The sequence below is a fragment of the Ralstonia sp. UBA689 genome, assembly GCF_002298975.1.
In the GTDB taxonomy this organism is placed as follows: Bacteria; Pseudomonadota; Gammaproteobacteria; order Burkholderiales; family Burkholderiaceae; genus Ralstonia.
In genome coordinates this window covers 268,904-286,036 of record NZ_DBMV01000001.1, presented here as the reverse complement: position 1 = coordinate 286,036, position 17,133 = coordinate 268,904, and the positions used below count along the sequence as shown (strand labels likewise).

The 17,133-nt window shown below is 62.0% G+C and carries 16 protein-coding genes, 1 tRNA gene and 1 pseudogene; 9 read left to right on the top strand and 9 right to left on the bottom strand.

Annotation, left to right across the window (positions count from 1 at the left end):
- Window positions 1–2: 2 nt before the first annotated feature.
- From B4F51_RS24600 to B4F51_RS01465, 5 genes are all read right to left on the bottom strand, one after another.
- Window positions 3–278 (bottom strand): helix-turn-helix domain-containing protein, encoded by a 276-nt coding sequence (locus B4F51_RS24600; RefSeq protein WP_414706647.1) that lies wholly within the window; start codon window positions 276–278, stop codon window positions 3–5.
- Between the two features lie 293 nt (window positions 279–571).
- Window positions 572–1,240, bottom strand: a complete 669-nt coding sequence (locus B4F51_RS01485; protein ID WP_296223321.1) for a hypothetical protein — start codon at window positions 1,238–1,240, stop codon at window positions 572–574.
- 314 nt (window positions 1,241–1,554) lie between these two features.
- Window positions 1,555–1,734 (bottom strand): hypothetical protein, encoded by a 180-nt coding sequence (locus B4F51_RS01480; protein ID WP_296223320.1) that lies wholly within the window; start codon window positions 1,732–1,734, stop codon window positions 1,555–1,557.
- A gap of 289 nt (window positions 1,735–2,023) precedes the next feature.
- Window positions 2,024–2,449, bottom strand: a complete 426-nt coding sequence (locus B4F51_RS01470) for an Sbal_3080 family lipoprotein (RefSeq protein WP_296223319.1) — start codon at window positions 2,447–2,449, stop codon at window positions 2,024–2,026.
- Window positions 2,450–2,901: 452 nt separating this feature from the next.
- Window positions 2,902–3,075, bottom strand: a complete 174-nt coding sequence (locus B4F51_RS01465; protein ID WP_296223318.1) for a hypothetical protein — start codon at window positions 3,073–3,075, stop codon at window positions 2,902–2,904.
- A 564-nt stretch (window positions 3,076–3,639) separates the two neighbouring features.
- Between B4F51_RS01465 and B4F51_RS01460 the strand changes: the two genes are divergently transcribed.
- Window positions 3,640–4,533, top strand: coding sequence for a LysR family transcriptional regulator (locus tag B4F51_RS01460; protein WP_296223317.1), 894 nt, complete (start codon window positions 3,640–3,642; stop codon window positions 4,531–4,533).
- Between the two features lie 16 nt (window positions 4,534–4,549).
- On the opposite strand, the gene B4F51_RS01455 is transcribed toward B4F51_RS01460, so the two are convergent.
- Complete coding sequence (locus tag B4F51_RS01455) at window positions 4,550–6,097, bottom strand: acetyl-CoA hydrolase/transferase family protein (RefSeq protein WP_296223316.1); 1,548 nt, start codon at window positions 6,095–6,097, stop codon at window positions 4,550–4,552.
- A gap of 234 nt (window positions 6,098–6,331) precedes the next feature.
- On the opposite strand from B4F51_RS01455, the pseudogene B4F51_RS01450 reads away from it, so the two are divergent.
- Window positions 6,332–6,472 (top strand): annotated as a pseudogene (locus tag B4F51_RS01450) (trans-aconitate methyltransferase); the annotation flags it as partial.
- A 20-nt stretch (window positions 6,473–6,492) separates the two neighbouring features.
- Here B4F51_RS01450 and B4F51_RS01445 read toward each other — a convergent pair.
- Complete coding sequence (locus tag B4F51_RS01445) at window positions 6,493–7,353, bottom strand: MBL fold metallo-hydrolase (RefSeq protein WP_296223315.1); 861 nt, start codon at window positions 7,351–7,353, stop codon at window positions 6,493–6,495.
- Between the two features lie 162 nt (window positions 7,354–7,515).
- Here B4F51_RS01445 and B4F51_RS01440 point away from each other — a divergent pair, with 162 nt between their 5' ends.
- The 6 genes from B4F51_RS01440 (at window position 7,516) to B4F51_RS01415 (ending at window position 11,689) form a co-directional block, all read left to right on the top strand.
- Window positions 7,516–7,818 carry a metalloregulator ArsR/SmtB family transcription factor gene (locus tag B4F51_RS01440; protein ID WP_349676268.1) on the top strand — a complete coding sequence of 101 codons (303 nt, stop codon included), beginning with the start codon at window positions 7,516–7,518 and terminating at the stop codon, window positions 7,816–7,818.
- 93 nt (window positions 7,819–7,911) lie between these two features.
- On the top strand, window positions 7,912–9,180 hold the full coding sequence (locus B4F51_RS01435) for an NAD(P)/FAD-dependent oxidoreductase (RefSeq protein WP_296223313.1): 1,269 nt from the start codon (window positions 7,912–7,914) through the stop codon (window positions 9,178–9,180).
- Between the two features lie 4 nt (window positions 9,181–9,184).
- The gene (locus B4F51_RS01430) at window positions 9,185–10,006 is read left to right on the top strand and encodes a sulfite exporter TauE/SafE family protein (RefSeq protein WP_296223312.1); all 822 of its coding nucleotides are present in this window, start codon (window positions 9,185–9,187) and stop codon (window positions 10,004–10,006) included.
- Between the two features lie 35 nt (window positions 10,007–10,041).
- Window positions 10,042–10,118, top strand: a tRNA-Pro gene (locus B4F51_RS01425).
- Window positions 10,119–10,253: 135 nt separating this feature from the next.
- Entirely contained in the window at window positions 10,254–10,727 is a 474-nt protein-coding gene (sixA, locus tag B4F51_RS01420) for a phosphohistidine phosphatase SixA (RefSeq protein WP_296223311.1), read from the top strand.
- Window positions 10,728–10,855: 128 nt separating this feature from the next.
- Entirely contained in the window at window positions 10,856–11,689 is an 834-nt protein-coding gene (locus B4F51_RS01415; RefSeq protein WP_296223310.1) for a GNAT family N-acetyltransferase, read from the top strand.
- Window positions 11,690–11,760: 71 nt separating this feature from the next.
- Here the strand turns inward: B4F51_RS01415 and ppx are convergent, their stop codons facing one another.
- Complete coding sequence (ppx, locus tag B4F51_RS01410; RefSeq protein ID WP_296223309.1) at window positions 11,761–13,296, bottom strand: exopolyphosphatase; 1,536 nt, start codon at window positions 13,294–13,296, stop codon at window positions 11,761–11,763.
- Between the two features lie 168 nt (window positions 13,297–13,464).
- Here ppx and ppk1 point away from each other — a divergent pair, with 168 nt between their 5' ends.
- Window positions 13,465–15,636, top strand: coding sequence for a polyphosphate kinase 1 (gene ppk1 / locus B4F51_RS01405; RefSeq protein ID WP_296223308.1), 2,172 nt, complete (start codon window positions 13,465–13,467; stop codon window positions 15,634–15,636).
- 94 nt (window positions 15,637–15,730) lie between these two features.
- Here ppk1 and phoR read toward each other — a convergent pair whose 3' ends face one another.
- Window positions 15,731–17,059, bottom strand: coding sequence for a phosphate regulon sensor histidine kinase PhoR (gene phoR / locus B4F51_RS01400; RefSeq protein WP_296223307.1), 1,329 nt, complete (start codon window positions 17,057–17,059; stop codon window positions 15,731–15,733).
- Window positions 17,060–17,133 lie beyond the last annotated feature (74 nt).

Below are 17,133 nucleotides of genomic sequence, written 5' to 3'. Positions count from 1 at the left end.
CGCTACGCCTCGACCCGCACTAGCTGCGTAAAGTCCAAGGGCGGTTTGCGGCGGCTCTTGGGTGGGCGCACTTCCGGCATAGGGGCGGTGCGGCTGCGCCCCAGGTTATCTAGGGCCTTCTGTTCTAGGTACTGCTTGAGGGCCGCAGCAGGGAATCGCCACGACCTCCCGTATTTGACGGCGGGTAGATGGCCCGACGAGGCCAGCGCGCTTACACGGTCAGGGTCGCACCCGAGGGCGTCTGCTACCTGTGCAGCGGTGAGAATATCTAAAGTCATTCGTGCCTCGACTAAGAAGCAACCGATCTTAAACCAAGGCGCATGAATTAATTCTTTGTCAGTTATTACAATAAATGACTGACATTTAATATGTATCCACCATTCTTATAGGCTCGTGGAAATAGCCCAGCACCGTCAATCTTTCAGAGGTGACGTTCTTACGTGAGTACGGCACGGGCGATGGGATGCCACATGGGCGACTGATCGGAGCAACAGCGGTTAGCCCGTTCCGAGTTGCGCCGCACATCCCGAAGCCGCCCGTATGGCTGGCCGCGCATGCTCAAGGCTTCGCGCTATTGGAAGGTGGCTACCAGCGCGGCGGTATTGGGAGGAATCGTTACGGTTCGCCGCTCGTTACCCGACCAAAAGAGTCTGTACTCCTTCTGCCACGCATCATTAACGGACTTGAGGAAATGATTCCTTTGATGGTCGTGCGTGTACCCACAATTCGCCATTGTGCCGTTTAGCCCAATTTGGTGATCTAGATTGGCCTTTAGATCAGCGATGTTCAGAATTTTTACACACGCCCGCTTGCCCATCCTCCTTGCAATTTCAGCAGAAAAATCGTTGCAGAATGAAAGAATGAGACCGTCTTCAACGTAGTAGTCGGCGTTAATAATATTTGGAATGGGAACGCCGTTGATGCTGCTATTCACTATTGAGATATTCCTAACATTCTCAAGATGAAATGCGGGGCGGAGCGAGCGCAGATCAACCGGCGATCTGTGAATTGTATTCTCGTCTGGTGTAAAGATTCCGGATCGCGTTCCGCTGAGGTAAGAGCTAGCCAAGCTTATTGGAACCTCCCCACCTCTAATCCATGCATCAGCCCAATCCACCTGCGTCAAATATAGGAACTTCTCGTTTGATGAGTTGACTTGAATCAGATCGGCAGAAACAACGCCCTTCGGGATCAGCCCGTAGTTCGGCTCGCTGGATTTTCTTCTCTTTGCCTCGCCCATACCCCGCCTTAGTTAAATTGCCGCCCTTTATACTAATCTACCGCGCTCAGCACCCCACTTTCCCGTTACCGGCAACACCAGCGCCGCTCTGGCCGCATCCGCCAGATTGTCCGTCTTCGTGCTGCGGGCCGTAACCTGAAACCCTCGTGTCAGCGTCTGCTCATCGTGCAGAACACTGAGCCGATACAGTACCTCCCGTAGCGCCTTTCGCTTGCGCGCCATGTCAGTTGAACGCATAGCCGGGTAAAGCCTAAGAGCGATCCGATCCCGCTGCGCCAATCCGCACGCAAATTAGTGCCACGCTACGCGCGCCGTTACATCGGCGGCCATGTTCGGCAACGTACATCAACGACAGCGGCGCTCGCAAGGCCGGCTTCTTCCGAGCGCCGCGCTTGTAACGGCGCGCGCTTTTGCATAACCACGTGAGCATAGTAGAAATGCCCTTCGCCCTTGCCACCCATGAACTGCTTGCCTAGCAGCGGCGCGACTTCCATCAGCTCGGCCTGTGTCATGCCGGCGTAGATAGGGTCGCCTTCTTCCTGCCGTCCTTGTCGATCATGGTGAGGAGCGTCAGCGGTTCACCAATCTTCGGCTGACCGCCATGCTTCGGGTAATCCGAGATATGAACGAAGACATCCTAACCCCCGCTGAACGGGGTGATGAAGCCGAAGCCCTTTTCGCTGTTCCAAGCTTTGATGGTGCCGATGATGCGAGTGTTCATGGATTGTCGCCTTGACGGGCCACCTTGTTACGTCGCTGGCAACATGGGCCATCGGTACCCGGTTACTTCCTCAGCAATTCATCGATTACCGGGTCCATCTTGTCCTTGGTCCCAGCCCATTTCGCAAGTGAGAAGCCACCTTTTCCATTGAGGTGGTACTCCGCATACGCGATCTGTTTGCCGTCTTTCTCGATGCGAAGTTCGGCATGACTGAGATAAGGCGTGAAGTCCCACGAACGCAAAGCGGTGTATGTCAAAACATACTGACACGTATCGGGCATCGCGCCCGAATAAAGCTTGGTGTCAATCGAGTGACGAGAAAAACCATCCCGAACCACCGGGACGAAGTCGTCCACTTGGACCTTTGGATTTTCCCGGATGCAGACCATCTTCATCGCATAAGACGGATCGACGCGATCCACCTTGATGGACGTACAGGCAGCCAGACCCATCGTGATCGCAACCGAGATCAGCGTGCGCTTGTTCATGTAGTACTCCCCAGAGTTTTCTTGATTTTGGCTACCCCGTCGTTGAACAGCTACAGAGAGGTCCGCCCGTCATTATCAGATGCCAAGGCTATCAGTTATCCACACAGAGTGCAGCTACACTGCTGCATCCAACAATAAATGTCGGAGAAACATCCCGATGGCGAAGATGAAGAAAATCCTGCGGACCGTCTCCTATACGATCAGTCTTCTGATTTCGCCATCCCTTATAGCCGCGACGTGCGATGCCCCGAGTAGGCACCTGAAGCGTCGCGGACGAAATCCGGCGAATTCAAGTATCTAGACCACTGGGATAACGTTGCTCCGCCCCACCAACTCAAGCACCAGCAATCGCACGTGCAAAAGGCGGGCGAGCCCAGACAAGCCCCAGCACCGATGCTGCAACATCGGCACCAACAGGCCTTAATACGCCCGGCTCGCCCATAAACTCAGCGTTATTGGTCGGGATGTTCCGGCGCATCAGCCGCGCTCGCGGCACGCGTGTTGTCCGCAGCGATACGGCTGAACACCGCGCGCAAGAATCCGCGCGCAGACAGCACGCCCTTCTGATATTCGCTAAGCGCGTCGCCAGCCGGAGAATCGATGGATTTGGAGATCGAGCGGGTCACGGCATTCCTCTTCATGTGATGAACGGAACCGCGCCCAACCCTTGGGGAAGGGGTGGGCGAGCACAGGCAAGCTTGGAACACCGATGAATACCAGTCGGCACGGCCGAAGCCGTACAAGCCTGGCTCGCCCAATGAGGGTGACGAAGCCAAGCCATAGCGGATGAGGACAAGAACCTATGCTCGGCTCTTGCCCGGTATTCACGAGGGTTCCAAGCCTCGATCGCTTTCTCTATGGCACTGAAAGCGATGGCGTCGAGTGTAGTGACCGCTGCTTCGTCAGAGCAAGGGCGGAACTATAAATCAGAATTGGCTTAAATCTGCCGTAAACCCTGCGCCCATGCGGCGTGGCGCGTTCGGGAGGCGTTTGGCATTCACAACAATTTGCGATCGAACGCATCCCGCGCATGGCAGCGGAGCGGATACGCGAATGCCCTCCCCCTGCCCTTCTTGCGTGGGCAACGCCAACCCCGTTCAGTGCCGAGTTTGGATCCAGCACGTCGCACATAGAAAAATTTCACTAATATTGCGCATCCCATTCGCATGCTTCATGGCAAAGGACCGCCCGTGCCCATCGACATCCGTGCCCTGCGCTACTTCGTTGAGACCGCGCGGCTGCAAAGCTTCACCCAGGCGGCAAGCTCGCTGTCGGTGACGCAGTCCACCATCAGCAAGATGGTGCGCCAATTGGAAGACGAAATCGGCCAGCCGCTGCTGATTCGCGAAGGCAAGCAGGTGCGGCTGACGGATGTGGGACGTGTGGTGTATGCGCGCGGCCAGGAAGCGCTTGGCGTGGTGCATCGGCTGACGCTTGAAATCGCCGACCTGTCTTCGCTCGGACGCGGCCAACTCACGGTGGGCATCCCGCCGATGGTGAACCTGTTCTTCTCGCCCGTCGTCAGTGCGTTTCGCCAGCGTTATCCCAATCTGGCGCTGAACATCGCCGAATATGGCGGCCAGACTGTGGAGCAGCAGGTGGCCAGCGGCGAGTTGGAGGTGGGCGCGACGGTGCTGCCCGGCGACAGCGGTCTCGCACTGGCGACGCGGGAGTTCGCCAAGTATCCGATCTGGGTGGTCGGACCGCGCCAGGCGAAGTGGGCCAAGGGCAAGACCGTCACGCTGGCGGCGCTGCGCGACGAACCCCTGCTGCTGCTGGCCGAGGACTTCTCCCTAACGCGCAAGCTGCGTCAGGCCTTTCTCGAAGCCCGCATCGAGCCACACGTCGCTGCGCAAAGCGGGCACTGGGAATTCCTCGCCTCGATGGCCGCAGCGGGGCTGGGCACGACCTTTCTGCCGCAGCCGCTGGTGGCCAATCTTCCGATCCGCGACCAATTGGCCGTGGCTCGCCTGACGGCTCCGGAGATGGATTGGGCCCTCGCGCATCTGTGGTCGCCGGGCCGCTATCTCTCCCACGCTGCGCGCGCTTGGCTCGCGGTCTGCGAGGAAGTTCTGGGAGCCTGACTAGCGGCCCCAGCCCTCATGCGCAGAGCGCGGGCTCCTGAAGCTGGCTGTCATCGCAAAGCCCTGCCGAATCCATCGAACCGTGATCACGGAAGCGGACATGCCAGGCGAGCGCCTCCTCCAGCAGATGGGGCGTGTGGCCGCCGCGCCGCTGCGCCCGCGCGACATAGTCGCGCAGCAGTTCGCGATAGCGTGGGTCCGCGCAGTTGCTGATAACTTGGTCCGCACGCTCGCGCGGCGCCAGCCCGCGCAGATCGGCCAATCCGTGTTCAGTGACGATGATGTCGACGTCGTGCTCAGTGTGGTCCACATGCGAGACCATCGGGACGATGCTGGAAATATTGCCGTCCTTGGCCAATGACTTAGTCACGAAGACCGACAGATGCGCGTTGCGCGCGAAGTCGCCGGAGCCACCGATGCCGTTCATCATGTGCGTTCCACCCACGTGCGTCGAGTTCACGTTGCCGTAGATATCGCATTCCAGCGCGGTATTGATGGTGATCAGACCGAGCCGGCGTATCACTTCGGGATGGTTGCTGATCTCCTGCGGACGCAGAACCACATGCGACTTATAGCGCTCCAGTTCGGTCAGGAACCGCTTGTACACAGGGCGCGACAATGTGATCGACGAAGCCGAGGCGAAGGCCAGCTTGCCCGAATCGAGCAATTCGATCGTGCTGTCCTGCAGGACTTCCGAGTACATCTTGAGGTCATGGAACGGCGACTCGATGAAGCCGTGCAGAACCGCGTTTGAGATGGTTCCGATGCCCGCCTGCAGCGGCTGCAGCGAGGGCGACAGACGGCCCGTGCGCACCTCGCGCGTCAGAAACGCATTGAGGTGCCCGGCGATCGCGTTTGTCTCGGCATCGGGCGGCAGCACGTTGGATGGGCTGTCGTCCTGCCCCGTGATCACGATGGCAGCGATCTTGCGCGGATCGATCGGGATGTACGGCACGCCGATGCGCTGCTCCACGGCGATGAGCGGAATCGGCTGACGGTAAGGCCGCTGCACTGGGAAGAAAATGTCGTGCAGCCCCTCCAGGTTGGCGGGCATGTTCAGGTTGATCTCGACGATCACCTGTTTTGCCAGGACCGCGAAACTCGCGGAATTGCCCACCGAAGTGGTCGGCACGATGCCGCCGTTCTCGGTGATGGCCGTGGCCTCAACAACGGCCACATCGAGCGGTGAAATCTGCCGTGAGCGCAGTTGCTCCACGGTCTCCGACAGGTGCTGGTCAATGAACATGACCTCCCCCGCGTTGATCTTGCGGCGCAGGGTGGCATCGGCCTGGAAAGGGAGACGGCGCGCGATCACATCCGCTTCGGCCAACACCTTGTCGATGTCGTTGCCCAGCGAGGCGCCGGTCATCAAGGTGATGCGAAGCGGCTCGTGCGCGGCACGCCGGGCCACTGCAAACGGCACGGCCTTGCAGTCGCCGGCGCGGGTAAAGCCGCTCATGCCGACCGTCATGCCATCGCGGATCAGCGTAGCGGCTTCGTCCGCCGATACCACTTTATCCAGCAAGGATTGCAGGCGAATGCGGCTACCAATATCCGGGGTCATCTTGTCTCCTTGATACTTCACGGGGCCCGCATTTGGCGCTTCTTGTGCTTCTGCGCGACGCCTGCGTGCGGCCCTCAGGTCTGTTCACTGTGGTGTGTTGACCAAGTGTAGCGACGGCAAGGAATTCCGATTCGGATAAAAAATCATGGGATCAAGTCGCTTTTTTCATAGATCGACGATTCCGGCGGTATCGCCAAAATCGTCCGGGACCCGCGCCCGCTTGGCGCGGGTCGGAAGCTCAAAGGCGTGGAGCGAAGCGAGCGGTTCGACGCGCATCGCTACCACGCGCAGCTATCACCGCTGTGCTCGCGCGTGGACATCTGGCGCACCACCTACCACCACCCGTTGCAGGGCGGCGCGGATGCGGTGGCCGAGTGATTCAAGGGCAGCGCGGCTTACAACGCGTTAAGCGGAATCTTCAGGTACTGCACGCCGTTGGCCTCGGCCGGCGGCAGCGCGCCTGCGCGGATGTTGACCTGAATGGACGGCAGCATCAGCGTGGGCATGCCGAGGGTGGCGTCGCGCCGGGTGCGCATCTGCACGAACTCGGCCTCGGTCACGCCATCGCGCACGTGGATGTTGGCGCGCCGCTGCTCGGCCACCGTGGTGTAGCACGTGGCCTCGCGTCCGGCAGGCGGATAGTCGTGGCACATGTAGAGCCGCGTGGTGGGCGGCAGGTCCAGCAGGCGACGGATCGACTGGTATAGCGTGGCGGCGTCGCCGCCGGGGAAATCGCAGCGTGCGGTGCCGACATCCGGCATGAAGAGCGTGTCGCCAACAAACACGGCATCGCCCACCTGATACGCCATATCGGCCGGCGTATGCCCCGGCACGGCCAGCGCGCGCGCTTCCAGTTCACCGATGTGAAAAACCTCGTCCGGTGCGAAAAGATGGTCGAACTGCGAGCCATCGAGCTGGAACGACGGCTCCAGGTTAAAGATCGGCTTGAAGACGCCCTGCACCACGCGGATGCTCTCGCCGATGGCGATGCGCCCGCCAAATCGAGCGCGCAGGTACGGCGCGGCCGACAGGTGATCGGCATGCGCGTGCGTCTCCAGCAGCCATTCGACTTTCAGCCCCTGCACTTCGATGAAGGCGCTGATCTGGTCTGCCGACCGGGTGCGCGTACGGCCGGATTTCGGGTCGTAGTCGAGCACCGAATCGACCACGGCGCAGGGTGTGCCCGGCCCTGCGTGAACGACGTAGCTCATCGTGCAGGTGTCGGGGTCGAAGAAGGGTTCGATCTGGGCGTGCATGGTAGTTTCCGCAAACAATCTATATTTTTATATAATATCGTCAGACATTTTGTCTGCCAATAGAGCAAATAGAGCAACAAGCACCACGCCCCGATGATTGATCCGACCACCCCCCCGACCGACGCAGCCGACATCGCGCCGCTGCCCGAGGCGGCCATCTCCATGCTGCGCGCCTCCGCTCGCCAAGCGTGCGCTGCACTCAAGGCCATGGCCCATGAAGACCGCCTGCTGCTGCTGTGCCAACTCACGCAGGGCGAACGCAATGTGGGCGAACTCGAAGCGCTGGTCGGCCTGCACCAGCCGAGCCTTTCGCAGCAACTGGGCGTACTGCGCGACGAGGGCCTGGTTGCCACCCGGCGCGAAGGCAAATACGTCTACTATCGGCTAGCCAGCTTCGAGGTCATCCAGATCATGCAAACGCTCTCCGAGCTGTACTGCGGCAAGGTCCTCAAGATCGTCAGGTAAACCGTCCCGCGTTGCGCCGGCTTGTGATGCACTGGTGCCGCGCCCTTCTTCAAAGCCCCCGCCGGGCCATCCGGCCGCCCCAACTGAAATCGCATGCATATCGATTCCCCCTCCCTGTCCGCCCCCGCGCTTGACTGCGATGTCCTTATCCTTGGTGGCGGTGCCGCCGGCATTGGCGTAGCGGCCAGCCTGCGCCGGCGCCGTCCGCAGCTCGGCATCACCATCGTCGAGCCCTCCGACGTGCACTACTACCAGCCGGCATGGACGCTGGTCGGCGGCGGCGTGTTCGATGCGAAGGCCACGGCGCGCCAGACCGATACGCTGCTGCCGCCGGGCGTGCAACGCATTCGCGCCGCTGCAACGCGCATCGATGCCGACGCGCATCGCGTGCAGCTCGACAACGGCCAAACGCTGACCTACCGCCAATTGATCGTCTGCCCCGGCCTGCGCCTGGCGTGGGAGCGCATCGAAGGCCTGGAAGCAACGCTCGGCCAGCACGGCGTTACGTCCAACTATAGGTTCGATCTGGCGCCTTACACGTGGTCGCTGGTGCGCAGCCTGCGCTCGGGCCGCGCGCTGTTCACGCAGCCGGCCATGCCGATCAAGTGCGCCGGCGCACCGCAGAAGGCGATGTATCTCGCGTGCGACCACTGGCGCCGCACCGGCGCGCTGGACCGCATCGAGGTGGAATTCAATCTTGCCGGGGCAGCACTGTTTGGCGTCGAAGCCTTTGTGCCGCCGTTGATGCGCTATGTGGAGCGCTACCGCGCCCAGCTCGCGTTCGGCTCCACGCTGGTCGCGGTGGATGGCCCGGCACGTACGGCATGGTTCGAGAGCAAGAACGCAGCCGGTGAGGCCACGCGCACCGCCAAGCGCTTCGACATGCTGCACGTGGTGCCGCCCCAGGTGCCGCCTGCTTTTATCGCCGAAAGCGGCCTGGGCGATGCTGCCGGCTGGTGTGAGGTCGATCCGGCAACGCTGCAGCACGTGCGCCATGCCGATGTCTTCTCGCTGGGCGATGCGAGTTCCACGCCCAACGCCAAGACGGCGGCCGCCGCACGCAAGCAGATCGTCGTCGTGGCCGAAAACCTGCTCGCACACCGCGAAGGCCAGCCGCTGCCCACGCGCTACGACGGCTACGGCGCGTGCCCACTCACCGTCGAACGCGGCAAGGTCGTGCTTGCGGAATTCGGCTATGGCGGCAAGCTCCTGCCGACCTTCCCGCTGGTGCCGACGGTGGCGCGCAAGTCCGCATGGTGGCTCAAGGCATCGTTGCTGCCGTGGCTGTACTGGAACGCGCTGCTCAAAGGCCGCGAATGGCTGGCACGGCCAAGTACAACGAACGTACCCACAGGACGCTGAAACCATGTCACCGATTGAAGCTGGCTGGATTGTCAGCGCAGGGCTGGGCTCGGTGGTCGGGCTCATCCTGGCGCTTACGGGTGCGGGCGGTGCCATCGTCGCCGTGCCGCTGCTGATCTTCGGGTTGCATTTATCGGTGTCCGAGGCGGCACCGGTCGCGCTGCTGGCAGTCGGGTTGTCGGCCGGGCTGGGGGCCATGCTCGGGCTTCGCGAAGGCCGAGTCCGCTACAAGGCGGCCGGCCTGATGGCGCTGTGCGGTGTGCTGGTGTCGCCGTTCGGCATCTGGGTTGCGCACCGCGTGCCGAATACGCCGTTGACACTGCTGTTTGCCGTGGTGCTCGGCTATGTGGCGCTACGCATGTTCCGGCAGGCACGCGGCATTGCGCCTGCATCGGCGTCACCGAGAGACACCGCACCTCCCTGCCATCTCGACACAACAACCGCCAAGCTGATCTGGACGCTGCCGTGCGCACGCGCGCTGGCTGTATCGGGCATTGGCGCCGGGTTCCTGTCGGGCCTGCTGGGCGTCGGCGGCGGCTTTGTCATCGTGCCCGCGTTGCGCCGTGCGACCGATCTGCCGATGCAGACCATCGTGGCCACGTCGCTGGCCGTGATTGCGCTGGTGTCAACGGGTGGCGTGGTCGCCTCTGCCATCGGCGGGCACGTCGACTGGCATATCGCGCTGCCGTTTGCTGCCGGCGCATTGACCGGCATGCTGGCAGGCCGCCGCTTTGCGCGACGCTTGGCGGGGCCGGCGTTGCAGCAGGGTTTTGCCGCATTTTCCGGTGTGGTGGCGCTAGGACTGATTGTCCGGACATTGATTTGACCGGATTGTTATGAAGGCGGTACAATCGCCGGTTCCGGAGCGTAGCGCAGCCTGGTAGCGCATCTGATTTGGGATCAGAGGGTCGTAGGTTCGAATCCTATCGCTCCGACCACGATTTGGCAGGAAACAAAACGGCTTACGTTCATCACGTAAGCCGTTTTGCTTTGGAGATGGCAACTGATGTCATATGGCGGTGCTATAAAGACAACATCCGCGCCATGCAGCATCCTCCGCAGATCACTCCTCCATGAACCTCATCCTGTGGCGCCACGCCGAAGCCGAAGACGTGACCGCACCGCTGCGCATCCAGCGCAGCACCGATCTCCAACGTGAACTGACCAAGCGCGGCGAAAAGCAGGCCGAGAAGATGGCTGCTTGGCTGCGCCCCCGCCTGCCCGAAGACACGCAGGTGCTCGTGAGCCCCGCCGTGCGCACGCAGCAGACAGCGCGTGCCCTCACCGAGCATTTCCGCACGGTGCAGGAAATCGCCCCGGGCGCCGATGTCAGCGCCGTCCTCTCCGCGATCGACTGGTCATCCAATGCGAACGTGCTGCTGGTAGGCCATCAGCCGTGGATCGGCCGCCTGGCCAGTCTGCTGATCGCCGGCACCGAGATGGACTGGAGCGTGAAGAAGGCCGGCATCTGGTGGCTGTGCCGCCGTGTGCGCGAGGGCGAGGCGCAGACCGTGCTGCGCGCGGTGGTCAACCCCGATCTTGTGTGACACGTCATCGTTGTCACGGGAACGCCACGTAAATTTCACGTAACAGCCACGATTGACACGCTTTTGTCAGCGATCTGTCACGCAGCGCCTCTAGAATCGCCCCGAAATCCACCCTTGGGGATGCACGAATGCGAGACCTGCCGACGCCCACCCAGCCGTTGATCGACGCACTGCCGAGCCTGAATCTGGGCAACGCACGGAGGGGCCTTCCTCGCTCACCCGACGCTGTTCCGACGCGTGACAAACCTGTTCTGGCCGTTTCGTGGGCGCGCCATCAAGATGAAGTGACCGAAGCACAGCGCCTGCGCTACAAAGTGTTTGCCGAAGAAATGGGCGCCCGCCTGCCATCGGCGCACACCGAACTGGACGTCGACATGTTCGACCCCGTGTGCGATCACCTGATCGTGCGTGACCAGAAGACGCTGCGCGTGGTCGGCACCTACCGCGTGCTGCGCCCGGACGCCGCCAAGCAGATCGGCTGCCTGTATTCCGAATCCGAGTTCGACCTCGTGCGCCTGACGCACCTGCGCCCGAAGATGGTCGAACTCGGCCGCTCGTGTGTGCATCGCGACTACCGCTCGGGCAGCGTCATCATGGCGCTGTGGGCTGGCCTGGGTGAATACATGCAGCGCTACGGGTTCGAATCGATGCTGGGCTGCGCGAGCGTGTCGATGGGCGACGGCGGTCACTTTGCCGCCAGCCTCTATCGCAGCTTCGTCGACGACGGTTCGCTGGCGCCGATCGAATACCATGCCTTCCCGCGCGTGCCGCTGCCAGTTGAAGAGCTGAACCAGAACCTGGAAGTCGAGCCGCCCGCGCTGGTCAAGGGCTACCTGCGTCTGGGCGCCCGCATCTGCGGCGCGCCGGCCTGGGATCCCGACTTCAACGTTGCCGACTTCCTGACGCTGCTGCGTCTGTCGGACATCAACCCGCGCTACGCACGCCACTTCCTGCGCGCTTAAGGCAATACGGCCTCAACGCAAAACGGCCCGGATCAAACCGGGCCGTTTTGCTTTTTGACAGCGCGACGCGCTTACACGTACACCACCTTGTAGCGACGGCCGATGCGCTGCCATTCGTCGGCTTCCTGTGTGAGGCTGTACTCGACCAGCGGATTCTGTTCGATCCAGCTCTTGGGCAGCTCCACTTCGAAACCGCCTTCGTTGAGTTCGCCTTCGCTATGGCGCACCCGCAGTCCCGGCAGCTGGATCGCCCCACGCCGGCGGCATAGCACGAAGGCCAGACGCAAGCTGAACAGCATCCGCCAATCAAGAAACTTGCCGCCGCCCGAGAGCTTGCCGAGCTTGCCCGCATGCCCCAGCAGCAGCGTCGCCAAGCGGGCCTGATCCGTCTTTGAGAAGCCCGGCATGTCGGCATGGCTGGCAATGTAGGCGGAGTGCTTGTGATAACCGCTGTGCGAGATGCTCATGCCAATCTCGTGCAGATTCGCGGCCCAGCCGAGCAGCGCAAGGTTGTCTTCGCGGCGCTCGTCGGGCGGATCGGGAAACTGCGACAGCAGCGCCATCGCGGCATCGCGCACGCGGTGCGCCTGCGCACGATCGACGCCGTAGCGACGCATAAACTGCTCAATCGTCACCGTGCGCATGTCTTCATGGTGACTGCGACCAAGCAGGTCATACAGCACGCCCAGCCGCAGCGCGCCATCGGTCACATCCATGCGGTCGATGTCGAGCTCGGCAAACACGCCGAGCATGATCGACAGCCCACCGGGCAGCACCGGAATGCGATCCGACTTCAGGCCGGTCAGTTTCAGCCGGTTGGTGTTCTCCGCCTTGATGAGCGCGCGCTTGAGGCGCTCCAGCCCTTCGCGGGTGATGCCGTGCTCGCTGCCTTTGTCGTTGAAGCCGTTCAGCTCGATCAACTCGGCCAGCGCGCGAGCCGTACCCGACGAGCCCACCGCCTGGTTCCAGCCGGCCGTGCGGTATTGCTGCACCAATATCTGAATTTCGCGACGCGCGGCCAACTCGGCCTGCTTCATCGCGTAGTCGTCCACGCTGCCGTTGGGGAAGAAGTGACGGCTATGCGAGACGCAGCCAATGTAGAGCGATTCCATCAGCTTGGGCTTGTAGCCGTTGCCGATGATGAACTCGGTCGAGCCGCCGCCGATGTCGACGACAAGCCGGTTGCCTTGACACGCCGGCGCGTCGTGTGATGCGCCAAGATAGATCAGCCGCGCCTCTTCGCGGCCCGCAATCACTTCGATGGGGAAGCCGAGTGCAGCTTCCGCCTCGATCAGGAATTCCTGCGCATTCTTGGCCACGCGCAACGTGTTGGTCGCCACCGCGCGCACGTGATCCGGCGAGAAATCGCGCAGCCGGTCGCCGAAGCGGCGCAGTGCGTCGACGCCTCGTCGGCGTGCGGGTTGATCCAGGTATTTATCTTGCGTAAGCCCAGCGGCCAAACGCACCGGCTCGCGCAGCGCATCGACCTGGAAGATCTGGCTGCTGGTGCCACTGGTGGTGACAGTCTCGTCGACACGGCCGATCATTAGCCGGAAGCTGTTGGAGCCCATGTCGACAGCGGCCAGCAGACGGGGGGTGGGACTCATGAATGGAAACGGATGAGGAACGCGATCAGACCGCGGAGTATTGTCGTTTGCAACGCAGGACAACAAAATATGTCTCTATTGTGTCCCGAACGTGACAATTCAAATGTGTCACAAATTTGACACCAGACTATGAAAAAGTGGCCGGATAGTCATTCGCTGGAACAGAACATGTCGACATTGCCCGCGGGCGACCTGCTCAATCGCGAACTGGGCATCCTTGAATTCAACGCCCGTGTGCTCGCCCAGGCAGCCGATCCTGGCGTGCCGCTCATGGAGCGCCTGAAGTTCATCTGCATCGTGTCGAGCAATCTGGATGAGTTCTTTGAAATCCGCATCGCCGGGTTGAAGGAGCAGATGCGGGACAACCCGTCGTCGCTCACCCCGGATGGGCTATCGGTGCAGCAAGCATTCGGTATCGTGACGGAACAGGTGCGGCAACTGGTCACTCAGCAGTATGCCATGCTGCAGGAAGAGATCCTGCCCCTTCTGGAGAAGGAAGGGGTGTTCTTTCACATGACCACCAACTGGAACGAAGCCCAGCGAGCCTGGTGCCGCAGCTTCTTCCAGCGCGAACTGGTGCCGATCCTCACGCCCATGGCACTGGACCCGGCGCACCCCTTCCCTCGGGTGCTCAACAAGAGCCTGAATTTCATCATCGAGCTCTCGGGCAAGGACGCGTTCGGCCGCGAAGCGGAACTCGCCATCGTGCAAGCTCCGCGCGCCCTGCCCCGCCTGGTGCAGATGCCGCCGGAACTGTCGGGCTATCCGTATGGCTTCGTGCTGCTGTCGTCGTTCATGCAGGGCTTCGTGCACGAACTGTTCCCGCAGATCGACGTGCACGGCTGCTACCAATTCCGCGTCACGCGCAATTCCGACCTGTTCGTGTCGGAAGACGAGATCACCGACCTGCGCGAGGCACTGCAGGGTGAACTGTCCACGCGCCACTTCGGCGATGCGGTGCGGCTGGAAATCGCGCACGACACCTCGCCCGCGCTGGCGCGCCGCCTGTTGCAGGAATTCGGCCTGACCGAGGCCGACTGCTATCGCGTCAAGGGCCCAGTGAACCTGGTGCGCCTGCTGCAAGTGCCCGATATGGTCGACCGGCCGATGCTGAAATACCCGCCGCATGTCCCTGCCACGGTCAAGGCAGTGGCCAACAGCTCAAGCGTGTTCGATGCCATCCGCCAGGGCGACATCCTGCTGCACCACCCGTACGAAAGCTTCACGCCCGTGCTGGAACTGCTACAACAAGCCGCGCGCGACCCCGATGTGGTCGCCATCAAGCAGACCGTCTACCGCACCGGTAACGAATCACCAGTGATGGAGGCGCTCATCAAGGCGGCGCACAACGGCAAGGAGGTGACCGTCGTAGTCGAACTGCTGGCGCGCTTTGACGAAGAGACGAACATCAACTGGGCCGACCAGCTCGAATCGGCTGGCGCGCATGTTGTGTATGGTGTGGTGGGCCACAAGTGCCATGCCAAGATGCTGCTGGTGGTACGCCGCGAGATGGTCGGCAAGGGGAAGACGGCCAAGCTACGCCGCTACGTACACCTGGGCACCGGCAATTACCACCCAAAGACCGCGCGCCTCTATACCGACTTCGGTCTGATGACGGCCAACGAGCATATCTGCGAAGACGTGCACCACGTGTTCCAGTTGCTCACCGGAACGGGTGCGCAGATCAAGCTGCACCACCTGTGGCACTCGCCGTTCACGATGCACGAGAACCTGATCGAGCATATCCGCGCTGAAGCGCGTGCCGCCCGCTCGGGCAAACGTACGCGCATCATTGGCAAGATGAACGCGCTTCTGGAGCCGACCATCATCGACGAGCTGTATAAGGCTTCGCGTGCGGGCGTGAAGATCGATCTGATCGTGCGCGGGGTATGCGCGCTCAAGCCGGGTGTTCCGGGGCTGTCGGAGAACATCGGCGTGCGCTCGGTCGTCGGGCGCTTTCTCGAGCACCATCGCGTCTATTACTTCCATGCTGGCGGCGAGGAAGTCGTCTACCTCTCCAGCGCCGACTGGATGGACCGCAACCTGTTCCGGCGCGTCGAGGTAGCCTTCCCCGTGCTCGATCGCAAGCTCAAGGCGCGCGTCATCAAGGAAAGCCTGCAGGTGCATCTGCGTGACAACGCGTCGGCATGGGTGATGCAACCCGATGGCACCTACGTGCAGCGCCAGACCCGCGGCAAGCACGTGCGCATCAGCCAACTTGAATTGCTGAACCACTTCTCGCCGCAGGCTGCAGCCGCGGCAGAAACGGCCGCGGCCGTCGCAGCCGCCACGGCTGCGGAGCCAGCCGTACGTGTGCCGGTTGAAATTTCAGCAGGCTGATCGCTGATCGTTCCTGAACGCTAAACAAGAACGCACGCCTTGGAGCGTGCGTTTTTCATTGGGGTGCCAAGCCGAATCGCGAATCGATCAAGGATCAGGCAGCACGCTCATCGGTGATGCTGGCGCTGCGCACCACAGTGCGCTCGGGCGGAAACACCGCGCGGAACGTACTGCCCTTGCCGTGCTCGCTGGTCACCTGCAGCTCGCCGCCATGGCGCGAGAGTACGTGCTTGACGATCGCCAGGCCCAGACCCGTGCCACCGGTGTTGCGCGAGCGGCTGCGGTCCACACGGTAAAAGCGCTCGGTCAAGCGCGGGATGTGCTCAGGTGCGATGCCGATACCCGTGTCGGTCACGGAGAACACCGCGTGACCATCCTTCACACCCCAGTCGAGGCGGATCTTGCCGCCGTCGGGCGTGTAGCGCACGGCATTGGAAGCGAGGTTACTGAAGGCGGAGAGCAACTCCAACTCCGCCCCGCACACGCTCACTGTCGGGTCGCACGTCATGCTGATGGTGTGGCGGCCTGCCGAGAGTGCCTCGATGTCGTGCTGAAGCTGCAGCATCATGCGCTGCATCGGTACCGGCGTGACGGACGGCGGCTCGGAGTTGCCTTCGAGCGTGGCCAGTGCCAGCAAGTCTTCCACCAGATGCTGCATGCGCATCGCCTGCGTGTGCATCATGTCCAGGTAGCGCTTCTTGTCTTCCTCGGGCAGCGGAAGGTCGCGCACCGTCTCAAGAAAGCCCGAGAGCACCGTCAGCGGCGTCTTCAGCTCGTGCGAGACGTTGGCGACAAAGTCGCGGCGCATCGCCTCGGTGTTCTCGAGCTTGGTGATGTCCTGCGACACCAGCAGCTTGCGGTCTTCGCCATATGGCAGGACCTGGGCGGAGACGATGCTTTGCTTGTGGTGCCCCATGTCGTGCATGGTGAGCGGCTCCTCGAACTCGCCGCGCGCCAGGTAGCGTACAAACTCCGGTCGGCGGATCAGGTGGGTAATGCGCTGGCGCAGGTCACGCTTGGCCGACAGGCCGAAATGCTCTTCGGCCACGGCGTTGCACCATTCGATCTGGTCTTCGGCATCCAGCATCAGCACGCCGTTGGGCGATGCCTGGATGGCCTGGATAAAGCGGCTGTGCTGCTGCTCGACCTGCAGCACCTGGGTGCGCCAGCCCTTCATCAGCCGGTGCAGACGGTAGTAGACCTCTCCCCAAAGGCCAAGCGCGCTCGGGATCTCGCCATAGGCCGGCGAATCCAGCACGCGCCACAGGCGTTGGATCTGGTAGACGTAATAGAGGAGCACCGCCAGCAGCAGCGCGCTGAGCACGGCCAGCGCGGTGACCTGGTTGGCGAAGACGTACAGGCATGCCGTCAGGATGCCCAACAGGGCAACGAAGACGACAAAGCGGGTCCAGAAGACGTTCATGAGGGCATTCTAAGTGCTGGACCGCGAAGATCGTGTGAACGCGCTATGCATGGCAAAGCACTCGCGCGTTCGAT

Bases quoted from the DNA above. Each gene is read 5' to 3' on its own strand.
- B4F51_RS24600 (WP_414706647.1), bottom strand. From the start codon at position 278: ATGACTTTAGATATTCTCACCGCTGCACAGGTAGCAGACGCCCTCGGG.
- B4F51_RS01485 (WP_296223321.1), bottom strand. From the start codon at position 1,240: ATGGGCGAGGCAAAGAGAAGAAAATCCAGCGAGCCGAACTACGGGCTG.
- B4F51_RS01480 (WP_296223320.1), bottom strand. From the start codon at position 1,734: ATGGAAGTCGCGCCGCTGCTAGGCAAGCAGTTCATGGGTGGCAAGGGC.
- B4F51_RS01470 (WP_296223319.1), bottom strand. From the start codon at position 2,449: ATGAACAAGCGCACGCTGATCTCGGTTGCGATCACGATGGGTCTGGCT.
- B4F51_RS01455 (WP_296223316.1), bottom strand. From the start codon at position 6,097: ATGACCCCGGATATTGGTAGCCGCATTCGCCTGCAATCCTTGCTGGAT.
- B4F51_RS01445 (WP_296223315.1), bottom strand. From the start codon at position 7,353: ATGCACGCCCAGATCGAACCCTTCTTCGACCCCGACACCTGCACGATG.
- B4F51_RS01440 (WP_349676268.1), top strand. From the start codon at position 7,516: ATGCTGCGCGCCTCCGCTCGCCAAGCGTGCGCTGCACTCAAGGCCATG.
- B4F51_RS01435 (WP_296223313.1), top strand. From the start codon at position 7,912: ATGCATATCGATTCCCCCTCCCTGTCCGCCCCCGCGCTTGACTGCGAT.
- B4F51_RS01430 (WP_296223312.1), top strand. From the start codon at position 9,185: ATGTCACCGATTGAAGCTGGCTGGATTGTCAGCGCAGGGCTGGGCTCG.
- sixA (WP_296223311.1), top strand. From the start codon at position 10,254: ATGAACCTCATCCTGTGGCGCCACGCCGAAGCCGAAGACGTGACCGCA.
- B4F51_RS01415 (WP_296223310.1), top strand. From the start codon at position 10,856: ATGCGAGACCTGCCGACGCCCACCCAGCCGTTGATCGACGCACTGCCG.
- ppx (WP_296223309.1), bottom strand. From the start codon at position 13,296: ATGAGTCCCACCCCCCGTCTGCTGGCCGCTGTCGACATGGGCTCCAAC.
- ppk1 (WP_296223308.1), top strand. From the start codon at position 13,465: ATGTCGACATTGCCCGCGGGCGACCTGCTCAATCGCGAACTGGGCATC.
- phoR (WP_296223307.1), bottom strand. From the start codon at position 17,059: ATGAACGTCTTCTGGACCCGCTTTGTCGTCTTCGTTGCCCTGTTGGGC.